Here is a 24,629-nt window from a genome sequence, read left to right as displayed (position 1 = left end):
TCAGGGAGTCCGTCATGGATAGCCAGGAAAAGCTTTTCGACTACCTCAAGCGTGCGTCGGCCGAGCTGCAGGAGACCCGCAGGCGGCTGCGCCGGATGGAGGCGGCCGAGCAGGAGCCGATCGCGATCGTCAGCCTGGGCTGCCGTTACCCCGGTGGCGTGAGCGACCCGGAGAGCTTCTGGCAGCTCCTGGAGTCCGGCACCGACGCGGTGGCCGGCCTGCCGACCGACCGTGGGTGGGAGAACCTTCGTCCCGAGGGGCTGGAGCCGGACGAGATCCCGTTCGCCCCGGTGGGCGGTTTCCTCTACGACGCGGCCCAGTTCGACCCGGCCTTCTTCGGGATCAGCCCGCGTGAGGCGCTGGCGATGGACCCTCAGCAGCGGCTGATGCTGGAGGTGGCCTGGGAGTCGCTGGAACGGGCCCAGATCGACCCGCGCTCGCTGCGCGGATCGGCGACCGGCGTCTACGTGGGCGCCGGTTTCGCCGGTTACGGCGAGGGCCTGGTGGAGGCCGACAGCGGCTCGGAGGGCTACCTGCTCACCGGCAGCCAGACCGCGATGATCTCCGGGCGGGTCTCGTACACGCTGGGCCTGGAGGGCCCTTCGGTGACGCTCGACACCGCCTGCTCCTCCTCGCTGGTGGCCCTGCACCTGGCCTGCCAGGCGCTGCGCTCGGGCGACTGTTCGATGGCCCTCGCGGGCGGTGTCGTGGTGATGGTCACCCCGGCCGCCTTCGCCGAGTTCACCAAGCAGCAGGGCATGGCCGCCGACGGGCGCAGCAAGGCCTTCGCGGCCGCCTCGGACGGCATGGGCTGGGGTGAGGGCGCCGGGATCCTGGTGCTGGAGCGCCTTTCCGACGCCCGCCGCAACGGCCACCCGGTGCTCGCGGTGATCGAGGGCAGCGCCGCCAACCAGGACGGCGCCTCCAACGGCCTGACCGCGCCGAACGGCCCCTCGCAGCAGCGGGTGATCCGCGAGGCCCTGGCCAACGCCCGGGTGCGCACCGACCAGGTCGCGGTGGTGGAGGCGCACGGCACCGGCACCACGCTGGGCGACCCGATCGAGGCCCAGGCCCTGCTGGCCACCTACGGATCACCCGGCCAGGAGCCCCGAAGGACAGCGCCGCTGCGGCTGGGCTCGGTGAAGTCGAACATCGGGCACACCCAGGCCGCCGGTGGCGTGGCCGGGGTGATCAAGATGGTGCTGGCGCTGCAGAACCAGCAGATGCCGCAGACGCTGCACATCGACGCGCCCACGCCGCAGGTGGACTGGTCGGCCGGCGAGGTCTCGCTGCTGACCGAGCCGGTGGCCTGGCCCTCGGTGCTGGCCGACGGTGGGGCCCCGCGTCGCGCCGGTGTCTCGGCGTTCGGGGCCAGCGGCACCAACGTCCACGTGATCCTGGCCGAGGCTCCGGCGGCTGCTCCATCGGACGAGGACGCGGAGCCGGCTCAGGTTGCCCCCGCGGCCGAGTCGGTGCTCAGCTCCGGAACCGCCTGGCTGCTCTCCGGCCGTACCGCCGACGCCCTGAGCGGTCAGGCTCATCGTCTGGCCGAGTTCTGCGGCGCCCGCGACGACGTCCCGGTCGTGGACCTGGGCTGGTCGCTGGCCACCACCCGTTCGGTGTTCGAGCAGCGCGCAGTGGTCGTCGGCACCTCACGCGAAGAACTGCTGAGCGGTGTGTCGGCGCTGGCTGCGGGGCAGCAGTCCGGTTCGCTCGTGCGTGGGGTCCCGAGCAGTGGACGCTCGCGTTCGGTCTTCGTCTTCCCCGGGCAGGGTTCGCAGTGGGTGGGGATGGGCCGGGCGCTGCTGGCCGAGTCGCCGGTCTTCGCCGCGCGCCTGGCCGAGTGTGCGAGCGCCCTGGCGCCGTACGTGGACTTCTCGCTCGAGGACGTGCTGGGCTCCGAGACCGACCTGGAGCGGGTGGACGTCGTCCAGCCGGTTCTGTGGGCAGTGAACGTCTCGCTGGCTGCGGTGTGGGAAGCGGCTGGTGTGAAGCCGGATGCGGTGGTGGGGCACTCGCAGGGTGAGATCGCTGCTGCGGTGGTTTCTGGTGCGTTGTCGCTGGAGGACGGCGCGCGGGTGGTGGCGTTGCGCAGTCAGGCGTTGAAGGCTTTGTCGGGTCGGGGCGGGATGCTCTCGATCGCTGAGCCGGTGGCGGCGGTGCAGGCGCGTCTGGTTGATGGTGTGACGGTGGCGGCGGTGAACGGGCCGAATGCCACGGTGGTGTCCGGGGATCCGGCTCTGTTGCAGACGTTGGCCGAGCAGGTGGAGGCTGAGGGTGGCCGGGCGCGGATGCTGCCGGTCGACTACGCCTCCCACGGCCCGCAGGTCGATGAGCTGAAGGCCGAGATCCTGCGGCTGCTCGAGGGCATCGCGCCGCAGACCGCCCGCATTCCGATGGTCTCGTCGATGAGCGGCGAGAAGCTGGAGGGCACTGAGCTCACCGCGCAGTACTGGTACGACAGCCTGCGCGCCCGCGTGGAGTTCTCCCGCGCGGTCGAGGCGCTGGCGCAGCACCGCATCTGGATCGAGGTCTCCGCGCATCCGGTGCTGGCCTCGTCCGTGCTCGACATCCTCGAGGCCGTCCCGGCCGCGGAAGGCACCACCCGGCCCGCGCCGATCGTCACCGGCACCCTGCGCCGGGACGAGGGCGGCGCGACCCGGCTGCTCGCCTCGCTGGCCGAGGTGCACGTCAACGGCGGCACGATCGACTGGGCCAAGGTGCTCCCGGCCGGGCGCCGGGTGGACCTGCCCACCTACGCCTTCCAGCGTCAGCACTTCTGGCCGATCCCGGCTCCGCGGCAGACGCGCACGGTCCAGGGCCTGGAGTCCCCGGCCCAGGAGAAGTTCTGGAACGCGGTCGAGACCGGCGACGTGGCCGCGCTGGCCGACACGCTCGCCCTCGACGGGCAGCGGCTGGAGGACGTCGTCCCGGCCCTGGCCAGCTGGCGACGGCGCGAGCGCGACGACTCCGCGACGGCCGACTGGCGTTACCGGATCACCTGGGTGCCGGTGCCCGGCCAGAGCCTGAACAACGTGATCGGCACCTGGCTGCTGGTCACCCCGGCCAACGAGGCCGGCCAGTCGCAACTGGTCCAGGACGTGACCGCCGCGCTGACCGCCCGAGGCGCGCACATCGTCCACAAGCAGATCGACACCAGCCAGACCGACCCGGCCGCCGTGGCCGCACAGTTGGCGGGCACCGACACGCCCAGCGGTGTGCTGTCGCTGCTCTCACTCGACGAGAGCTGGCTGCCCGGACACGGGCACACCACCGGCGGATCCGCTTCCACCCTCACCCTCGTGCGTGCTCTCGGCCTGGCCGGGATCGAAGCGCCGCTGTGGCTCATCACTTCCGGTGCCATCGGGGCCGCGCCCGGCGAGACCCCCGCGAACCCGCCGCAGGCGCAGGCCTGGGGTCTGGGCCGGGTCGCCGGTCTGGAGCACCCGGAGCGCTGGGGCGGCCTGATCGACCTGCCCACCACTCTCGACAGCCGTTCCGCGGAGCACCTGGTCACCGCGCTGACGCTCGGGGAGGACCAGCTCGCCGTTCGTCCCTCGGGGGTTCTGGCCCGCCGCCTGATCCGCGCCACGTCGGAGGGCGCACGCTCCTGGAGCCCGCGCGGCACCGTCCTGGTCACCGGTGCCAGCGGCGAGATCGGCCCCGAGCTGGCGCGCTGGCTGACCGGTGCCGGCGCCGGCAAACTCGTGCTGATCAGCCGCCGCGGCCCCTCGGTGGCCGGCGCCGCCGAGGTGATGGCCGCGCTCGCCGCGGCCGGGACCACGGTCAGCCTGATCACCTGCGACGTGACCGACAAACGTTCCGTGGCCGCTCTTCTGGACCACATCGACGCCCAGGGCCCGGCCCTGTCCAGCGTGATCCACGGCGCCCTGAACGTGAACCTGCAGCCCCTCACCGACACCGACGTGGACCAGCTCGACCTGGCCCTGGGCGCCAAGGTCACCGGTGCTCGCAACCTCGACGAGCTGACCGCCGACCGCGACCTCGACGCGTTCGTGCTCTTCTCCTCGATCGCCGCGACCTGGGGCGTGCTTGACCACGGCTCGTACGCCGCCGCCAACGCCCACCTCGACGCGCTGGCCCAGAACCGCCGTGCCCGAAGTCTTCCCGCGACCTCCGTGGCCTGGGGGGTGTGGGACACCGGGCAGGAGTCCGAGGCCAAGGCCGGGGTGGAACGCGCACTCAGCGTGGACCCCGAACGCCTGCGGCGCCAGGGTCTTCGTCTTCTGGAACCGGCCCGGGCCCTGACCGTTCTGGGACAGGTGCTGGCCGACGACGAGACCGCGGTCGCGGTGGCGGACGTGGACTGGAAGCGTTTCTCCGCGGTGTTCAACGCGGTGCGCTCCTGGCCGCTGCTGCAGGAGATCCCCGAAGCCCGCCAGGCCGAGAACACCGGCGAAGCAGCCGTTGTCGCCACCGGCGAGGCCGCGGATCTGTTGGGACGCCTGTCCGGCGCCTCGGTCGGTCAGCGCGAGCGCACGGTCACCGAGCTGGTGCGTCAGCACGCCGCCGCGGTGCTGGGCTTCGGCTCGGCCGGCGCGGTCGAGGCCGACCGGGCCTTCCGGGACATGGGTTTCGACTCGCTCACCGCGGTCGAACTGCGCACCCGGCTGAACCAGGCCACCGGCCTGCAACTGCCCTCCACGGTGGTCTTCGACTACCCGACGCCGCTGATGCTGGCCCGGCAGATCATCGAGCAGCTGCTGGGCAGCCAGAAGCTCCTCAACGGGGTCGTCGCCACGCGCGGCCCGGTCACCGACGACCCGATCGTCCTGGTCGGCATGGGCTGCCGCTTCCCCGGCGGGGTCGACAGCCCGCAGGCGCTGTGGCGGATGCTCGCCGACGGCGGTGACGCGATCGGTGGTTTCCCGGACGACCGGGGCTGGAACCTGGAGGAGCTGCTCGACGGATCGGCCGCCCGCGAGGGCGGTTTCATGTCCGGCGCGGCCGACTTCGACGCGAACTTCTTCCGGATCAGCCCGCGCGAGGCGCTGGCGATGGACCCGCAGCAGCGGCTGCTGCTGGAGACCTCCTGGCAGGCCCTGGAGAGCGCCGGTCTGGACCCGAACTCGCTGCGTGGCTCGCTGACCGGGGTGTTCGCCGGGGCGGCCTCGTCCGGCTACTCGGGTCAGGCCGGATTCACCGAGGACGTGGCCGGTCACCTGATCACCGGGAACGTGACCTCGGTGATCTCCGGGCGGGTCTCGTACGCGCTGGGCCTGGAAGGTCCGGCCGTCACCGTGGACACGGCCTGCTCCTCGGCCCTGGTCTCGCTGCACCTGGCCGCCCAGGCCCTGCGCGGCGGTGAGTGCGACCTGGCCCTGGCCGGCGGTGTCATGGTGATCACCGACCCGGGCGAGTTCATCGGCTTCTCCCAGCAGGGCGCGCTGGCCCTGGACGGGCGCTGCAAGGCGTTCTCGGCCGACGCCGACGGCATGGGCCTGGCCGAGGGCGTCGGCATGGTGGTGCTGGAACGGCTTTCGGACGCCCGCCGCAACGGTCACGAGGTGCTCGCGGTGATCGCGGGCAGCGCGGTGAACCAGGACGGCGCCTCCAACGGCCTGTCGGCGCCGAACGGGCCCTCGCAGCAGCGGGTGATCCGCGCCGCCCTGGCCTCGGCCGGGCTGTCGGCGGTGGACGTGGACGCGGTGGAGGGGCACGGCACCGGCACGAAGCTGGGCGACCCGATCGAGGCTCAGGCGCTGCTGGCGACCTACGGTCAGGAACGGGCCGGGGACCAGCCGCTGTGGCTGGGCTCGGTGAAGTCGAACATCGGGCACGCCCAGCAGGCCGCGGGTGTGGCCGGTGTGATCAAGATGGTGCTGGCGCTGCAGCACGGGCTGCTGCCGGCCTCGCTGCACGCGGGCGAGCCGAGCGACCAGGTGGACTGGTCCAGCGGCGCGGTCTCGGTGCTGACCGAGTCCCGGCCCTGGGCCGCGGGTGAGCGGGTACGCCGGGCGGGTGTGTCGGCCTTCGGGATCAGCGGGACCAACGCGCACCTGATCCTGGAGGAGCCGCCGGCCGCCCCGGCCGTCGAAGTAGCCGACCCGGACGTCAGGCCGGGGCTCGTGGGCGAGACGGCGTGGCTGGTCTCGAGCCGCACGCCGGCTGGGCTGGGCGTCGCCGCCGGACGCCTGCTGGCGGAGTTGGACACCGCGATCGAGCCGGTGGACGTGGGCTGGTCGCTGGCCACCACCCGCTCCACCTTCGAGCACCGCGCGGTCGTCACCGGTCAGCTGCATGAAGGGCTGCAGGCTCTGGCCGCCGGCCGGCCCTCGCCGGGGGTGGTCACCGGAACGGCTGCCGGGGTCGGGCAGAGCGTGTTCGTCTTCCCCGGGCAGGGTTCGCAGTGGGTCGGTATGGGCCGGGCGCTGGCGGCTGCTTCGCCGGTGTTCGCTGAGCGGCTGGCCGAGTGTGCGGTGGCTCTGTCGGCCTTCGTGGACTGGAACCTCCTGGAGGAGTTGGACGGCCCGCTGGAGCGGGTGGACGTGGTGCAGCCGGTGCTGTGGGCGGTGAATGTCTCGCTGGCTGCGGTGTGGGAAGCGGCCGGGGTTCGACCCGATGCTGTTGTCGGGCACTCGCAGGGTGAGATCGCTGCTGCGGTGGTTTCTGGTGCGTTGTCGCTGGAGGACGGCGCGCGGGTGGTTTCTCTGCGCAGTCAGGCGTTGAAGGCTCTGTCGGGTCGGGGTGGGATGCTCTCGATCGCTGAGCCGGTGGCTTCGGTGCAGGCGCGTCTGGTTGATGGTGTGACGGTGGCGGCGGTGAACGGGCCGAACGCCACGGTGGTCTCGGGTGATCCGGCTCTGTTGCAGGTGCTGGCTGAGCGGGTGGAGGCTGAGGGTGGCCGGGCGCGGATGCTGCCGGTCGACTACGCCTCCCACGGCCCGCAGGTCGATGAGCTGAAGGCCGAGATCCTGCGGCTGCTCGAGGGCATTGCGCCGCAGGCCGCGCGTATTCCGATGGTCTCGTCGATGAGCGGCGAGAAGCTGGACGGCAGCGAGCTGACGGCGCAGTACTGGTACGACAGCCTGCGCGCCCGCGTGGAATTCGCCCGGGCCATCGAGGTTCTGGCCGACGAGGGCTACGGCGTGTTCATCGAGTCCTCGGCCCACCCGGTGCTCACCGCGCCGATCGCCGACATCCTCGACGAGCAGGAAGCGGTGGTGGCGGGCACGCTGCGCCGCGAGGACGGCGGGGCCGACCGGTTGCTGGCCTCGCTGGCCGAGGTGCACGTGCGCGGGGTGCACGTCGAATGGCCCGAGGTGCTCCCGGCCGGGCGCCGGGTGGCCCTGCCCACCTACGCCTTCGAGCGTCAGCGCTACTGGCCCAAGGCCACGCCCAAGGCCGAGACGGGCGCGGTGCTGTCCGCCGAGGAGAGCGCGTTCTGGTCGGCGGTCAGCGGCGGCGACCTGAACGGCCTGGCCCAGACCCTGGCCGTGGACGAGGCGCACCTGCGCGAGGTGCTGCCCGCCCTGGCCGCCTGGCGCGAGCGCGAGCAGGGCGAGTCGGTGGTGGCTCCCTGGCGCTACCGGATCACCTGGACCCCGGTCGCGACGCCGGCCACGGCATCCCGGCCCCCGCTGTCGGGGACCTGGCTGCTGGTCGCTCCGGCCGGTTCGGTCGAGGCGGCCGGCCTGGACGCGGCCGAGGAGTCGGGCGCGGTCCCGGTGCAGGTGGCCCGGGCGCTTGCCCAGGCCGGTGCGGCGCTGCTGATCTGCGAGGTCGCCCCCGGCGAGGTGTCCCGCGACGTGCTGCGCACCCAGATCGCGGCGGCCGGGCAGGACCTCGCCGGCGTGGTCTCGCTGCTGGCGCTGGAGGAGGCCCCGCTGGCGACGGCCCCGATCGTCCCGACCGGTCTGGCCGCGACCACCAGCCTGATCCAGGCCCTCGGCGACGCCGGTGTGCAGGCACCCCTGTGGGTGCTCACCACCGGCGCCGTGAGCACGGTGGCCGGCGAGCCGGCGAGCAACCCGGTGCAGGCCCGGACCTGGGCGCTCGGCCGGGTGGCGGCCCTCGAGTTCCCGACCCGCTGGGGCGGGCTCGTCGACCTGCAGACCTCCTCGATCGGCAACCTGGCCGCCGTCCTGGCCGGAACCACCGGTGAGGATCAGGTCGCGCTGCGCGACAACGGAATCCACGCCCGCCGCCTGGTGCGGGCGGGCCGGGCCAAGAAGAAGGGCGCCGGCTGGACGCCGCGCGGCACGGTGCTCATCACCGGCGGCACCGGGGGAGTCGGCGGGCACATCAGCCGCTGGCTGAGCACCCGCGGCGCCCAGCGAGTGGTGCTCACCAGCCGCTCCGGTGCCACGGCGGCCGGAACCGCCGCGCTGGCCGCCCAGCTGGCCCAGGCCGGCACGAGCGTGGCCGTGCTCAGCAACGACATCGGCGACCGCGAGCAGGTCGAGAACCTGCTGGCCTGGATCGGGCGCACCGGCCCGGCCCTGAGCTCGGTGCTGCACGCCGCGGGAGCGCCGGTCGGCGGTCCGCTGGAAGAGGTCGGCCTGGCCGACCTGGAGCGCGCTCTGCAGGCCAAGGTCGGCGGCGCCGAGCTGCTGGACGAGCTGACCGAGGACCTCGACGCGTTCGTCATGTTCTCCTCCGGCGCAGCGACCTGGGGCAGTGGGCGCCTGTCGGCCTACGCCGCGGGCAACGCCGCCCTCGACGCCCTGGTCGAACAGCGCCGCGCTCGCGGCGAAGCCGGAACCTCTGCCGCCTGGGGCCTTTGGGGTGGCGGCGGCATGGGCGAGGGCTACGCCGGTGAACTGCTGCAGCGTCTGGGTCTTCGCGAGATGGACCCGGCCCCGGCGGTGGCGGCGCTGGCCCAGATCATGGACGCCGGCGAGGACCTGGTCACGGTCGCGGACATCGACTGGGACAAGTTCGCGACGCTTTTCACCGTGCAGCGCCCGAGCCGGCTGCTGGCCGACATCCCCGATGCCCAGCAGCAGCCGGTCTCCGAGGACGTCGGCGCCCAGGACACTGCGCTGCTGCGTCAGCTGCGCGGCCTGAGCGACGCCGACGCCGAGCGGGTCCTCACCGATCTGGTGCGCGGTGAGGTCGCGGCGGTGCTGGGGCACTCCTCCGGCGAGGTGGTGCTGCCCACCCGCCCGTTCAAGGACCTGGGCTTCGACTCTTTGACAGCGGTCGATCTGCGTACCCGGCTGAACACGGCCACCGGTCTGAAACTGCCCGCCACCCTGGTCTTCGACCATCCCACGGTGGCCGCGGTGGTGCAGTTGCTGCGCTCCGAACTGCTCGGCGAGCTCACCGAGCTCGACGCCCACGCACCCACCCTGCGCGCCGCCGACCTCGGTGAGCCGATCGCGATCGTGGGTATGGGCTGCAAGTTCCCCGGCGGGGTGAACGACCCCGAGGGCTACTGGCGGCTGATGGCCGAGGGCATCGACGCGATCTCGCCGTTCCCGACCGACCGCAACTGGGACAGCGAGGGCCTGTACTCCAACCTCGACGGCACCACCTCCGAGACCCGGGTCGGCGGTTTCCTCTACGACGCCGGGTACTTCGACCCGGAGTTCTTCGGGATCAGCCCGCGCGAGGCGGTCACCCTCGACCCGCAGCAGCGGCTCCTGCTGGAGACCGCCTACGAGGCGGTCGAACGGGCCGGCATCGACCCGGCCGCGCTGAAGCGCACGCCCACCGGCGTCTTCGTCGGTGCCGGCTTCGGCGGTTACGGCGCCGACCTGATCCACGAGGGCGGGCACGAGGGCTACATGCTCATCGGCGCCCTGACTTCGGTCATCTCCGGGCGCATCTCGTACACCCTGGGCCTGGAGGGGCCGGCCGTCACGGTCGACACCGCCTGCTCCTCGGCCCTGGTCGCGATGCACCAGGCCTGCCAGGCGCTGCGCGCCGGGGAGATCTCGATGGCCCTGACCGGCGGCGTGGCCGTGATGGCCACCCCCTCGGCCTTCGCCGAGTTCTCCCGCCAGGACGGCCTGGCCTTCGACGGCCGGTCCAAGGCCTTCGCGGCCGACGCGGACGGCATCGGCTGGGGCGAGGGCGCCGGGATCATCGTGCTGGAGCGCCTCTCCGACGCCCGGCGCAACGGCCACCAGGTGCTCGCGGTGATCGCCGGCAGCGCGATGAACCAGGACGGCGCCTCCAACGGCATCACCGCCCCGCACGGTCCCTCGCAGCAGCGGGTGATCCGGGCCGCGCTGGCCTCGGCGGGCCTGCGCCCGGACGAGGTGGACGCGGTCGAGGCGCACGGCACCGGTACCGCGCTGGGCGACCCGATCGAGGCCCAGGCGCTGCTGGCCACCTACGGCAGGAACCGTCCCGAGGGCCGGCCGCTGTGGCTGGGCTCGGTGAAGTCGAACATCGGCCACACCCAGACCGCCTCCGGCGTGGCCAGCGTGATCAAACTCGTTCTGGCGCTGCAGAACCAGCAGCTGCCGCGCACCCTGCACGCCGCCGAGCGCACCCCACAGGTGGACTGGTCGGTCGGTGACGTCGAACTGCTGAACGAGGCGGTGCACTGGCCCTCGACCCTGGCCGAGGACGGCCGGGCCCGCCGGGCGGGTGTGTCCTCGTTCGGGGTGAGCGGCACGAACGTGCACGCCATCATCGAAGAGGCCCCGATCCTCGAAGAGCTTCCAACCAAGGACGAGGGGCAGCTCGCCGAAGCGGGGGAGCTGCTCGAGCCGGCCCTGCCCGTGCTCACCGGCAACCAGGTGCCGTGGCTGGTCTCGGCCCGCTCCGGCGCCGCGCTGGCCGCCCAGGCCGCCCGGGTGGGCGCCTTCCTGCGCAGCCACGAGCGCGGGGCCGCCGAGGTGGCCTGGTCACTGCTGGCCAGCCGGTCGCTGTTCGAGCACCGCGCCGCCGTGATCGGCAGCGCCCCGGACGAACTGCTGGTTGGGCTCGGGGCCGTGGCCGGCGGTGAGCCGGCCGGGAACGTGGTGACCGGCGCGGTGCCCATCGGGGTCGGCATCGGCAAGGTCGCGTTCGTCTTCCCGGGGCAGGGCTCGCAGTGGGTCGGCATGGGACGCGCCCTGCTGGCCGATTCGCCGGTGTTCGCCGCGCGGATGGCCGAGTGCGCGGCCGCGCTGTCAGCCTTCGTGGACTGGAACCTGCTGGACGAGCTCGAGGGGCCGCTGGAGCGGGTGGATGTGCTGCAGCCGGTGCTGTGGGCGGTGAACGTCTCGCTCGCCGCCGTTTGGGAGGCCGCCGGCGTGCGTCCGGACGCCGTGGTCGGGCACTCGCAGGGTGAGATCGCCGCTGCGGTCGTGTCCGGGGCGTTGTCGCTGGAGGACGGCGCCCGGGTGGTGGCGCTGCGCAGTCAGGCGCTGAAGGCGCTGTCAGGTCGCGGCGGGATGCTCTCGATCGCCGAGCCGGTGGCCGCGGTCGAAGCCCGTCTGAGCGACGGGGTGACGGTGGCGGCGGTGAACGGACCGAACGCCACGGTTGTCTCCGGTGATCCGGACGAGCTGGCCGCGCTGCTGGCCCAGGTCGAGGGCGAAGGTGGCCGGGCCCGGATGCTGCCGGTGGACTATGCCTCGCACGGCCCGCAGGTTGACGAGCTGCGGGAGGAGATCCTGCGCCTGCTGGCCGAGGTCAAGCCCCGCCCGGCCCGCGTTCCGATGGTGTCGGCGATGACCGGCGAGAAGCTGGACGGCACCGAGCTCACCGCGCAGTACTGGTACGACAGCCTGCGCGCCCGGGTCGAGTTCTCCCGCGCCATCGAGGTTCTCGCCCGAGACCACTTCGGCGTGTTCATCGAGTCCTCGGCCCACCCCGTCCTGACCAACCCCGTCACCGACACCCTCGAGAAGGTGCTCGACGGCGCCGGGGCCCTGGTGCTGGAGCCGGTCGTGGCCGGCACCCTGCGCCGCGAGGACGGCGGCGCCGCCCGGATGCTGGCCTCGCTGGCCGAGGTGCACGTACGCGGGGTCGAGGTGGACTGGACCCGGATCGTCGCCGAGACCCCGATCGTCGAACTGCCCACCTACGCCTTCCAGCGCCGCCGGTACTGGCCCAACCCGGCGCCCGCGCCGGTCGCGACGCCGGCCAAGCAGCACGACGACGAGTTCTGGGACGCGGTGGAGTCCGGCGACCTCGAAGGCCTGGCCGGGAAACTGGCGATCGCCTCGGACGACCTGGAGCCGCTGCTGCCCGCCCTGGCCGGCTGGCGTCACCGCGAGCGCGACGAGTCGCTGAGTGCGGCCTGGCGCTACCGGATCACCTGGGTGCCGATGCCGGACGCCGCGCCGGCCCCGCTGAGCGGGACCTGGGTGCTGGTGGTCCCGGACCGGACCGACGCCTCCGAACTGGCCGACGCACTCAAGTCCGCCTTGAGCGAGCGGGGTGCCCAGGTCGTCCTCTGTTCGGTCCCGACCGACAAGGTGAGCCGCGCCGCCATCGGCGAGCTGCTCGCCGACCGCGTGGGCGAACAGGCCCTGGCAGGCGTCATCTCGCTGATGGCGCTGGCCGAGGAGCCGCTGCCGGGCCAGGTGCACGTGCCCACCGGCACCGCCGGTCTACTCGCGCTGGCCCAGGCGCTGGGCGACCTGGGTGTGGGCGCGCCGCTGTGGGCCCTCACCCGGGGTGGCGTGGGTACCGACCACGCGCCCACGAACCCGGTTCAGGCGCAGACCTGGGGCCTGGGGCGGACCATCGGCGTCGAGCACCCGGACCGCTGGGGTGGTCTGGTCGACCTGCCCGAGGTCTTCGACGAGCGGGCGGCGACGCTGCTCGTCGGTGCTTTGCAGAACCGCAGCGAGGACCAGGTCGCGATCCGCCCGGGTGGTCTGCTGGCCCGGCGCCTGGTCCGCGCCACCCCGCGAAAGACCACGACAGACATCAAGAACTGGGCGCAGGGCAGTGTCCTGATCACGGGTGCCAGCGGGGCGATCGGGCCGGACCTCACGGCCTGGCTGGTCGAGGCCGGCGTGCAGCACCTGGTGCTGACCACCCGCCGCGGCCCCCAGACCCCCGGCGCTGCAACGCTGGCGGCCTCACTGGCCGAGGCCGGGGCGACGGTCACCATGGTGGCTTGCGACGTCACCAGCAAGCCCGCGATGCAGGGGCTTCTGGACCACATCCCGACCGTGGCGCCGAAGCTCTCGATGGTCATCCACTCGGCCGTGGCGGTCGAGCTGATGGCCGCGGACGTGACCGGGGTGGACGACCTGGCCCTGGCCCTCGGCGCCAAGGTCGGCGGCGCGCAGGTGCTCGACGAGCTCACCGCGGAGCTGGATCTGGCCGCGCTGGTGTTCTTCTCCTCCATCACCGCGACCTGGGGTGTGGGCGAGCACGCGACCTACGCCGCGGCCAACGCCCACCTCGACGCCCTGGCCGAGAACCGCCGCGCCCGTGGCCTTCCCGCGACCTCCATCGCCTGGGGCGTGTGGGGTTCGGGCGGACGTTTCGACGACGACAACGCCGCCGAACGCCCGCTCAGCCTGGTCCCGGAGCGCCTGCGGCGTCAGGGCCTGAGCCTGCTGGAGCCGCAGCGCGCCCTCGGCGTGTTCGGGCAGGTGCTGGCCGACGACGAGACCGTTCTCTCCGTGGCCGACGTGGACTGGGACCGCTTCTCGGCGGTGTTCAACGCGATGCGCTCGTGGCCCCTGCTCGACGGAGTGCCCGAGGCCCGGCAGATCGTCACCCGCGCACCGGAGACGGTTTCGGGTGAAGGGGGTGCGCTGCAGGAACGCCTGCGCGGACTCTCGGCCGGCCAGCAGGAACGGATCGTCACCGACCTGGTCAGCTCGCACGCGGCGGCGGTGCTCGGCTTCACCTCCGGCGACTCGGTGCAGGCCGCGCAGGCGTTCCGGGACATGGGCTTCGACTCGCTCACCGCGGTCGAGCTGCGCTCCCGCCTGAACCAGGCCACCGGCCTGCAGCTGCCGACCACGGTGGTGTTCGACTACCCCTCGCCGGTGGTCCTGGCCCGCCAGATCATCACCGAGCTGACCGGAACCTCGGCAGCCGTCGCCCAGAGCCGGGTGGCGCCGATCGACGCCTCCGACCCGATCGTCATCGTCGGTATGGGCTGCCGCTACCCGGGCGGGATCGACAGCCCGGCGGCGCTGTGGAAGCTGCTGGACGAGGGCGGCGACGCCATCGGCGGCTTCCCCGCCGACCGCGGCTGGGACCTGGAGGAGCTGCGCGAGACCGCCTCGGCCACCCGCGAGGGCGGGTTCATGAGCGGCGCCGCGGACTTCGACCCGGCGTTCTTCCGGATCAGCCCGCGCGAGGCGCTGGCGATGGACCCGCAGCAGCGCCTGCTGCTCGAGACCTCCTGGGAGGCGATGGAGAACGCGGGCATCGCGCCCACCTCGCTGCAGGGCTCGCTGACCGGTGTGTTCGCCGGCGCTGCGGGCTCGGGCTACGCCGCGCAGGGCGGATTCGACGCCGAGACGGCCGGACATCTGATCACCGGCAACGTCACTTCGGTGATCTCTGGCCGGATCTCGTACACCCTGGGTCTGGAAGGCCCTGCGGTGACGGTGGACACGGCCTGTTCGTCGGCGTTGGTGGCACTGCACCTGGCCGCTCAAGCATTGCGGGCGGGGGAGTGCGACCTGGCTCTGGCCGGCGGTGTGATGGTGATCGCCGACCCCAGCGAGTTCATCGGCTTCTCGCAGCAGGGGGCGCTGGCGGCTGACGGGCGTTCCAAGGCGTTCTCGGCCGAGGCCGACGGCATGGGTCTTTCCGAGGGCGCCGGAATGATCGTGCTGGAAAGGCTTTCGGACGCCCGTCGCAACGGGCATCCGGTGCTCGCCATGGTCGCTGGTAGCGCTATCAACCAGGACGGCGCATCCAATGGCCTCTCCGCCCCCAACGGGCCTTCGCAGCAGCGCGTCATCCGCGCGGCCCTGGCCTCGGCCGGGCTGTCGGCGGCCGACGTGGACGCGGTCGAGGCGCACGGCACCGGCACCCGCCTGGGTGACCCGATCGAGGCCCAGGCGCTGCTGGCCACCTACGGCCAGGAGCGTCCGGCCGAGCGCCCGCTCTGGCTGGGCGCGGTGAAGTCGAACATCGGCCACTCGCAGCAGGCCTCGGGCGCGGCTGGGATCATGAAAATGGTGCTGGCCCTGCAGCACGGCCGGCTCCCGGCCACCCTGCACGCGTCCACCCCCTCGCCGCAGGTCGACTGGAGCACCGGCAACGTGCAGTTGCTGCACGAGGCAGTCGACTGGAAGGCCTCCGGTGAGCACGTCCGGCGGGCCGGTGTCTCGGCCTTCGGCATCAGCGGTACCAACGCGCACATCATCCTGGCCGAGCCGCCGGCCCTGGCCGAGGCTCCGGTGGCGGACGAGCACGCTCCTGTTGTCTCCGGGACCGCCTGGCTGATCTCTGCCCAGTCGGCGGCCGCGCTAAGGGAACAGGCCGCCCGTCTGGTCGGATCGGTGCACGGCACCACCCGGCCGGTCGACATCGGCTGGTCGCTGGCCACCACCCGGTCGACCTTCGAGCACCGCGCGGTGGTGACCGGATCCAGCGCCGAACTGCTCTCCGGCCTGGAGGCCCTGGCCGCCGGACTGCCCTCGCCCGCCCTGGTCAGCGGGGTCGCCGGGGCCACGGCCGAGCGGGTGGCGTTCGTCTTCCCCGGTCAGGGTTCGCAGTGGGTCGGCATGGGCCGGGCGCTGGCTGCTTCGTCGCCGGTGTTCGCCGAGCGCCTGAACGAGTGCGCTGCGGCGCTGTCGCCGTTCGTGGAGTGGAACCTGCTGGACGAGCTGAACGGCTCGCTGGAGCGGGTGGACGTGGTGCAGCCGGTTCTGTGGGCGGTGCACGTCTCGCTCGCTGCCGTCTGGGAAGCAGCCGGGGTCTCGCCTGACGCTGTAGTCGGGCACTCGCAGGGTGAGATCGCCGCCGCTGTGGTCTCGGGTGCGCTCTCGCTGGAGGACGGCGCTCGGGTGGTGGCGCTGCGCAGTCAGGCTTTGAAGGCATTGGCCGGGCGCGGCGCGATGCTGTCGATCGCCGAGCCGGTGGCTTCGGTGGAGACGCGGATCGCTGGCCTCGCGACTAGCCATGAAGAAAGTGTTGCTATAGCGCCGGAAATTCATGCCTTGGGAGAAGGTGTCGCTAATAGGCCGGGCCAGGAAGGCCGTGCCGCGGAAGACCTGGCGCCGGACGGTGGGGCTTCGGGCGTGACCGTGGCGGCGGTGAACGGGCCGAACGCCACTGTGGTCTCGGGTGATCCGGCGCTGCTGCAGCTGCTGGCCGAGCAGGTCGAGGCCGAAGGTGGCCGGGCTCGCATGCTCCCGGTGGGCTACGCCTCGCACGGCCCGCAGGTCGACGAGTTGCGGGACGAGATCCTGCGGGTGTTGGCCGCGGTCAAGCCCCGGCCGGCCCGGATCCCGATGGTCTCGGCCCTGACCGGGGCCTGGCTGGAGGGCACCGAGCTGGACGCCCGGTACTGGTACGACAGCCTGCGCGCCCGCGTCGAGTTCGCCCGAGCGATCGAGGTGCTCAGCAACGACGGCTACGGCGCGTTCGTGGAGTCCTCCGCCCATCCGGTGCTCACCGCGGGGATCATCGACCTCCTGGAGAGCCTGGGCCACGAGGACCCGGTCGTCACCGGCACCCTGCGCCGCGAGGACGGTGACGCCGACCGGCTGCTGGCCGCGCTGGCCAGCGTCCACGTGAGAGGCATCGCTGTCGACTGGACGTCGGTGCTGCCCAAGGGCGCGAAGGTGGCCCTGCCCACCTATGCCTTCCAGCGCCGCCGCTACTGGCCCGAGCCGGTGCCGGGTACCCGCCGCGAGCGTCCTTCGACCAATACCGAGAGCTGGCGTTACCGGGTCACCTGGGCCGCCCTGCCCGAACCCCAGCCGGCTCAGCTGTTCGGCACCTGGCTGGTCGTGGTGCCCACCGGATCCGGGGCCCTGGCCGAGAAGTGCGCCCAGGCCCTGATGGGTCACGGCGCCGAGGTGCAGGTGCTCGAGGCCGGCGGTGTGAACCGGGCGGCCCTGGCCACCCGGCTGACCGAGGCGGCCAGCGAAGAGCCGTTCGCCGGGGTGCTCTCGCTCCTGGCGCTCAACGAGAAGCCCATGGCCGAGCTGGGATCCGTGCCCCAGGGCCTGGCCGGGACGATGGTCCTGGCCCAGGCGCTGGGCGACAGCGGCATCACGGCACCGCTGTGGGTACTCACCACCGAGGCGGTCAGCACCGTCAAGGGTGAGGTGAAGCACCCCCGTCAGGCCGAGACCCAGGCGTTCGCCAGGGTGATCGGGCTGGAACACCCCGACCGCTGGGGTGGGCTGGTGGACGTCCCCTCGCAGTGGGACCCGACCACCGCCCCAAGGCTCGCCGCGGCGCTCACCGCGGTGGCCGCCGACGGTGGCGAGGACCAGATCGCGATCCGCGAGGAAGGGCTGTTCGGGCGCAGGCTCGTCCGTATTACCCGCCCGGCGACCCAGAACGCATGGACGCCCGCGGGCACGGTGCTCGTGACTGGCGGTACCGGCGGGGTCGGCGGGCACGTCTCGCGCTGGCTCAGCGACAAGGGCGCCCGGCGGATCGTGCTGTCGAGCCGATCGGGCCCGAACGCCTCCGGAGCCGTCGCGCTCGCCGTCGAGCTGGCCGAGCGGGGCACCGAGGCAACGATCGTGGGCTGCGACATCGGTGAGCGCGGGCAGACCGCGGCCATGCTGAAGTGGATCGACGGCAACGGCCCGACGCTCAGTTCGGTGATGCACGCGGCCGGGGCCGGGCTGGCCGGCCCGGTCGAGGGCATGGTGCCGGCCGAGCTCGAGGGCTCACTGAAGGCCAAGGCCGTGGGGGCCATGCACCTGGACGAGCTCACCTCCGGTCTGGACGCCTTCGTGGTGTTCTCCTCCGGTGCGGCCACCTGGGGCAGCGGACAGCTGTCCGGTTACGCCGCGGCCAACGGCGCCCTCGACGTCCTGGTCGAGAACCGCCGGGCCCGCGGGGAAGCCGGGACGTCGGTGGCCTGGGGTCTGTGGGGCGGCGGCGGGATGGGCGAGGGCCTGGCCGGCGACGTGCTGCAGCGGATGGGCATGCGCGAGATGGACCCGCGGGTCGCGGTCGGTGCCCTGGCCGAGGTGATGGCCGACGGCGAGGACGTGGTCGCCGTCGCGGACATCGACTGGGACCGGTTCGCCCCGGTGTTCACCGCGCAGCGGCCCAGCCGGCTGCTCGCCGAGATCGCCGAGGCGCAGGCCGCTCTGGGCCTGGCCGGGACCGAGGACGAGGCGGCTTCCGGCTCGGCGCTGAGCGAGCGGCTGGAGGGCCTGGACCGGGCCGGGCAGCAGGAGTTCCTGACCGACCTGGTGCGGGCCGAGGCCGCGGCGGTGCTCGGCTACGGCTCGATCGCCGACGTGCCGGGCGACCGTCCGTTCAAGGATCTGGGGTTCGACTCGCTGACCGCGGTCGACCTGCGCACCCGCCTCAACGCCGCGACCGGGCTGAAGCTGCCGGCCACGCTGGTGTTCGACTACCCGACCCCGGCGGTCCTGGCGGACTTCGTCCGCTCCCGCGCGGTGGACGAGAAGTCCGACTACGCGCTGGCCCTGGCCGAGGTGAAGAAGCTGGAACTGGTGGTGGCCCGGGCCAGCTGGGACGCCACCGAACGGCAGGACCTGACCGCCCGCCTGGAGGCGCTGGGCCTGCGCCTGCGGGGCGAGGCCCCGACCGCAGACATCGACCGTGAGCTGGAGTCGGCGACCGACGACGAGATGTTCGATCTCGTCGAGGCGGAACTCCGCGACGTCGACTTCGACTGACTCGACTTTCCACAAGAACTCTAGGGGTACTGGCGATGGCTGCAGAGAACGACGACAAGCTCAGGGACTACCTCAAGCAGACGACCGCGGCACTGCGCCGCACCCGTAAGCGTCTGCGTGACCGTGAGCGCGAGCCGATCGCTATCGTCGGCATGGGCTGCCGCCTGCCCGGCGGCGTCCGGGCTCCGGAGGACTTCTGGAACCTGATGGACGCCGGGACGGACGCGATCTCGCCGTTCCCGACCGACCGCGGCTGGGAGTCCGACGCCCTGTACGCCGGGATGGTCGGCGACTCCCAGATCGGCCAGGTCGGCGGTTTCGTCTACGACGCGGCCGAGTTCGACCCGCAGTTCTTCGGGATCAGCCCGCGTGAGGCGCTGACCATGGACCCCCAGCAGCGGGTGCTGCTGGAGACCGCGTGGGAGGCCCTGGAACGCGCCGGGATCGACCCGCTGTCGCTGAAGGGCTCCTCCACCGGCGTGTTCGCGGGTGCGGGCTTCGGCATGTACGGCGGCGGCCTGTCCGAGGAGGCGGCCGCCGAGGGGTACATGCTGATCGGCAGCATCACCTCGGTCATCTCCGGGCGCATCTCCTACACCCTGGGCCTGGAGGGCCCGGCCGTCACCGTCGACACCGCGTGCTCCTCGGCCCTGGTCGCGCTGCACCTGGCCTGCCAGGCGCTGCGCGCCCGGGAGTGCTCGATGGCGCTGGCCGGTGGTGTGGCGATCATGTCCACGCCGTCGGCGTTCGCCGAGTTCGCGGCCCAGGACGGGATGGCCTTCGACGGCCGCTGCAAGCCCTTCGCCGACAGCGCCGACGGCATCGGCTGGGGTGAGGGCGCCGGGATGGTCGTCCTGGAGCGCCTTTCCGACGCCCGCCGCAACGGCCACCGGGTGCTGGCCGTGGTGGCCGGCAGCGCGATGAACCAGGACGGCGCCTCCAACGGCCTGACCGCCCCCAACGGTCCCTCGCAGCAGCGCGTGATCCGCGCCGCCCTCTCCAGCGCCGGGCTGCGCGCCGAGCAGGTCGCCGCGGTCGAGGCGCACGGCACCGGCACCCGCCTGGGTGACCCGATCGAGGCCCAGGCCCTGCTGGCCACCTACGGCCAGGACCGCCCGGCGGGCGAGCCCCTGCTGCTGGGCTCGGTGAAGTCGAACATCGGCCACACCCAGACCGCCTCCGGCATCGCCAGCGTGATCAAGATGGTGCTGGCCCTGCAGCACCAGGAACTGCCCCGCACCCTGCACGCCGAGACCCCCAGCAGCGACATCGACTGGAGCGCGGGCGAGGTCTCGCTGCTGCAGGAGCCGGTGCCCTGGCCCTCCAGCCTCGCCGAGGGCGGCCAGCCCCGGCGCGCGGGCGTCTCGGCGTTCGGCGTGAGCGGCACCAACGTGCACGCGATCATCGAAGAGGCGCCGCTGACGGCCGAGGTCGAGGAGGACGCCGACGCCCCGGCCCCGGTGGTGGCCGAGGAAGAGGCGCCGCGGGTGCTCGACGGCGCGGTGCCGGCCTGGCTGGTCTCGGGCCGCTCCCACGCCGCGCTCGCCGCCCAGGCCGCGCGCCTGGACGAGTTCGCCCGGCGGCAGCCCGATCTCGACCCGGCCCAGGTGGCCTGGTCTCTGGTGCGCACGCGGTCGCTGTTCGAGCACCGCGCCGTGGTTCTGGGTGCCGATACCGCAGAACTGAGGACGGGTCTGGCGGCTCTGGCGGACGGGTTGCCTTCCGCCGGGGTGGTCAGCGGTGTCGTGCCCGCCGGGCGTGGGCGCATTCGCACCGCCTTCGTCTTCCCGGGCCAGGGGTCGCAGTGGGTCGGCATGGGCCGGGAACTGGCTGCCTCCTCGCCGGTGTTCGCGGCCCGCCTGGCCGAGTGTGCCGCCGCGCTGGCGCCGTTCGTCGAATGGGACCTGCTGGAAGAGCTCGAAGGCTCCCTGGAGCGGGTGGACGTGGTCCAGCCGGTGCTGTGGGCCGTGCACGTCTCGCTCGCCGCGGTCTGGGAAGCAGCCGGCGTGAAGCCGGATGCGGTGGTGGGCCACTCGCAGGGTGAGATCGCCGCCGCTGTGGTTTCCGGTGCGCTGTCGCTGGAGGACGGCGCCCGGGTGGTGGCGCTGCGCAGCCAGGCTCTGAAGGCTCTGTCGGGTCGGGGCGGGATGCTCTCGATCGCCGAGCCGGTGGCCGTTGTGCAGGCGCGTCTGACCGGCGACGTGACCGTGGCGGCCGTGAACGGGCCGAACGCGACCGTGGTCTCGGGCGACCCGGAGCTGCTGCAGGAACTGCTCGCGCGGGTGGAGGCCGAGGGCGGCCGGGCGCGGATACTGCCGGTCGACTACGCCTCGCACGGCCCGCAGGTGGACGAACTGCGCGGCGAGATCCTGCGCGTGCTCGCCGACGTCAAGCCCCGCCCGACGAACATCCCCATGGTCTCGGCCATGACCGGCGAGCACCTCACCGGCACCGAGCTCACCGCCCAGTACTGGTACGACAGCCTGCGCGCCCGCGTCGAGTTCTCCCGGGCGATCGAGGTGCTCGGGGGCGAGGGGCACAGCGTCTTCGTCGAGTCCTCGGCCCACCCGGTGCTGACCAACGCGATCGCCGAGATCCTGGCCCCGGCGCAGGACGCGGTGCTCGCCTCCGAGATCGTGACCACCGGCACCCTGCGCCGCGAGGACGGCGGGGCCGCCCGTCTGATCGCCTCGCTGGCCGAGGTGCACGTACGCGGCGTGGCCGTGGACTGGACCCGTGTCATCCCGGCGGCCGACCTGATCGAGCTGCCGACCTACGCGTTCCAGCGGCAGCGGTACTGGCCCAAGAGCCTGCCCACCTCGGCGGCCGAGGTGCGGGCCGGGTTCGGCGGCAACGCCGGTGAGGAAGAGTTCTGGAACGCCGTCGAGGCCGGTGACCTGGAAGGGCTGGCCCGCACGCTGTCCCTGGAGGGTGACGAGCTGGGCGCGGTGCTGCCCGCCCTGGCCTCCTGGCGGCAGCGTGAGCGCGACGAGTCGCTGACCGGGGACTGGCGCTACCGGGTCACCTGGCAGCCGCTCGCCGACGCAGCGCCCGCGCGGCTGGCCGGCACCTGGCTGCTGGTCAAGCCGGCCGAGAGCAGCGCCCTGGTGGACGCCGCCCGGCGGGCTCTGGGCGACCGTAGCGCAGACGTGCTCGAAGTGAGCACCGACGCCACCGAGCGCACCGCCATGGCCGCCGCGCTCCAGCAGGCCCTGGCCGATCGGGAGATCCCGCTGGTCGGCGTGGTGTCGCTGCTGGCCACCGACGAGGCGCCGATCGCTGGTCAGCCCGCGGTGCCGGTCGGGACCGCGGCCACGATGGCGCTGGTGCACGCCCTGGGCGACCTCGGCTCGAAGGCCCCGCTCTGGGTGCTGACGCAGGGCGCGGTCGGGACCGACCAGGCGCCCACCAACCCGGTGCAGGCGCAGGCCTGGGGTCTGGGGCGCACGGTCGGGGTGGAGCACCCGGACCGTTGGGGTGGTCTGGTCGACCTGCCCGGCACGGTGGACGCCAAGGCGGTCGAGCGGCTCGGTGCGGTGCTCAGCGGCGCCGAGGACCAGGTCGCGATCCGCGCGGGCGGGGTGCTGGTGCGCCGCCTGAAGCGAGCTGGCGCCGGTCGCGTCTCCGGTATCGGCCGGGACTGGGCCCGCGGCAGTGTGCTGGTCACCGGGGCCAGCGGCGCGATCGGCCCGGACCTGGCCTCCTGGCTGGTCGAGGAGCAGGTTCCGCACGTGGTCCTGGCCAGCCGCCGGGGCGCGAACACGCCCGGCGCCTCCTTCCTGGCCTCGATGCTGGCCGAGTCCGGCGCCGACGTCACGATGGTCGCGGTCGACGTGATGGACAAAGCCGCGCTGGCAAACGTCATCAATTGGATTCCTCGCGTGGCCCCGCCGCTTTCGGCGGTGATCCACGGCGCTGTCGCGGTCGAGCTGATGCCGGTCGACCAGGCCGACAACGACCAGCTGGCGATGGCTTTCGGCGCCAAGGTGGTCGGCGCGCAGAACCTCGACGAGCTGACCGCCGACCTGGATCTCGGCGCGTTCGTGCTCTTCTCGTCGATCACCGCGACCTGGGGCGTGGGCGAGCACGCCACCTACGCGGCGGCCAACGCCTACCTGGATGCGCTGGCCGAGAATCGTCGGGGCAGAGGACTTCCCGCAACGAGTGTGGCCTGGGGGGTGTGGGGATCGGGCGGACGTTTCGACGACGGCAACGACCTGGACCGCCCGCAGAGCCTGGTACCTGAGCGGCTGCGCAAGCAGGGGTTGCGGCTGCTGGACCCGATGCGCGCGCTGAACCTGCTCGGCCAGGTGCTGGCCGAGGACGAGACCGTGCTGGCGGTCGCCGACGTCGACTGGGCGCGGTTCTCGGCGGTGTTCAACGCGGTGCGGTCGTGGCCGCTGCTGGACGCCATTCCCGAGGCCCGGCAGATCAGTTCGGGCAGCGAGTCCAAGGCTGTGATGGTCTCCGGCGACGGCGCGGCCCTGCTGGAGAAGATCACCGGGGTCTCGCCCGCGCAGCGTGAGCGGATCATCACCGACCTGGTTGCCGGGCATGCCGCCGCCGTGCTGGGCTTTGCCTCAGCCGCCGACGTCGACCCGGCCCGGGCCTTCCGCGAGATGGGCTTCGACTCCCTGACCGCGGTGGAACTGCGCACCCGCCTGAACGAGGCCACCGGCCTGCAACTGCCTTCCACGGTGGTCTTCGACTACCCGTCGCCGGTAGTGCTCGCCCGTCAGATCATCTCCCAGCTCACCGGCACCTCCGCAGCCGCCGCCCAGTCTCGCGTGGCGCAGGTCGACTCCGAGGACCCGGTCGTCATCGTCGGCCTCGGCTGCCGCTACCCGGGTGCTGAGAACCCGGACGGCCTGTGGCGCCTGCTGATCGAGGGCGGCGACGCGATCGGCACCTTCCCCTCCGACCGCGGCTGGGACATCGCCGGCCTGCTCGACTCGATCCCCGGCCAGGAATGCTCCTCGTACACCAGTGAGGGCGGCTTCATCACCGGCGCCGCGGACTTCGACCCGGCGTTCTTCCGGATCAGCCCGCGTGAGGCCCTGGCGATGGACCCGCAGCAGCGCCTGCTGCTCGAGACCTCTTGGGAGGCGCTGGAACATGCCGGGATCGACCCGGTTTCGCTGCAGGGCTCGCTGACCGGTGTGTTCGCCGGCGCCGCCTCGTCCGGCTACGCCTCGCAGACCGGCTTCGGCGCCGACCTGGACGGCGCCGAGGGGCATCTGCTCACCGGCAACGTCACTTCGGTCATCTCCGGCCGGATCTCGTACACGCTGGGCCTGGAAGGCCCGGCTGTCACGGTGGACACCGCCTGCTCCTCGGCCCTGGTCTCCCTGCACCTGGCCGCCCAGGCCCTGCGCGCGGGGGAGTGCGACCTCGCGCTGGCCGGTGGCGTCATGGTCATTGCCGACCCGGGCGAGTTCATCGGTTTCTCCCAGCAGGGCGCGCTCGCGAAGGACGGCCGCTGCAAGGCGTTCTCGGCCGAGGCCGACGGCATGGGTCTTTCCGAGGGCGCGGGCATGATCGTGCTGGAAAGGCTTTCGGACGCCCGTCGCAACGGGCACACGATTCTCGCCACGGTCGCTGGTAGCGCTATCAACCAGGACGGCGCCTCCAACGGTCTCTCGGCGCCCAACGGGCCCTCGCAGCAGCGCGTCATCCGCGCGGCTCTGGCCTCGGCCGGACTGACGCCGGCCGACGTGGACGTGGTCGAGGCGCACGGCACCGGCACGGTGCTCGGCGACCCGATCGAGGCTCAGGCCCTGCTGGCCACCTACGGCGCCGAGCGCGGCGACGCCGGTCCGCTGTGGCTGGGCGCGGTCAAGTCGAACATCGGCCACGCGCAGCAGGCTTCGGGCGCGGCCGGGATCATCAAGATGGTGC

The 24,629-nt window shown here is 72.9% G+C and carries 2 protein-coding genes (1 of these 2 only partly in view); both read left to right on the top strand.

Translation table 11 applies throughout. The features are described 5' to 3' along the window. Positions 1 to 14 precede the first annotated feature (14 nt). Positions 15 to 18,731 (top strand): type I polyketide synthase, encoded by an 18,717-nt coding sequence (locus LWF15_RS18615; protein ID WP_232812113.1) that lies wholly within the window; start codon positions 15 to 17, stop codon positions 18,729 to 18,731. Next, positions 18,728 to 24,629, top strand: the 5' end (the start) of a protein-coding gene (locus tag LWF15_RS18610) for a type I polyketide synthase (RefSeq protein ID WP_456298973.1). Its footprint extends 14,225 nt past the window's final position; 5,902 of the gene's 20,127 nt are visible here — the first part of the coding sequence; its start codon is at positions 18,728 to 18,730; the stop codon falls past the right edge of the window. The genes LWF15_RS18615 and LWF15_RS18610 overlap by 4 nt, the downstream gene beginning before the upstream one ends.

The sequence above is a fragment of the Kineosporia rhizophila genome (genome assembly GCF_021277265.1).
GTDB lineage: Bacteria > Actinomycetota > Actinomycetes > Actinomycetales > Kineosporiaceae > Kineosporia > Kineosporia rhizophila.
Note: the sequence above shows the minus strand (reverse complement) of the source record. Positions and strands in the feature narration are given on the sequence as shown.

What these genes read in the sequence shown, in the direction of transcription:
- LWF15_RS18615 (WP_232812113.1), top strand. Translation starts at nt 15, where the DNA reads ATGGATAGCCAGGAAAAGCTTTTCGACTACCTCAAGCGTGCGTCGGCC.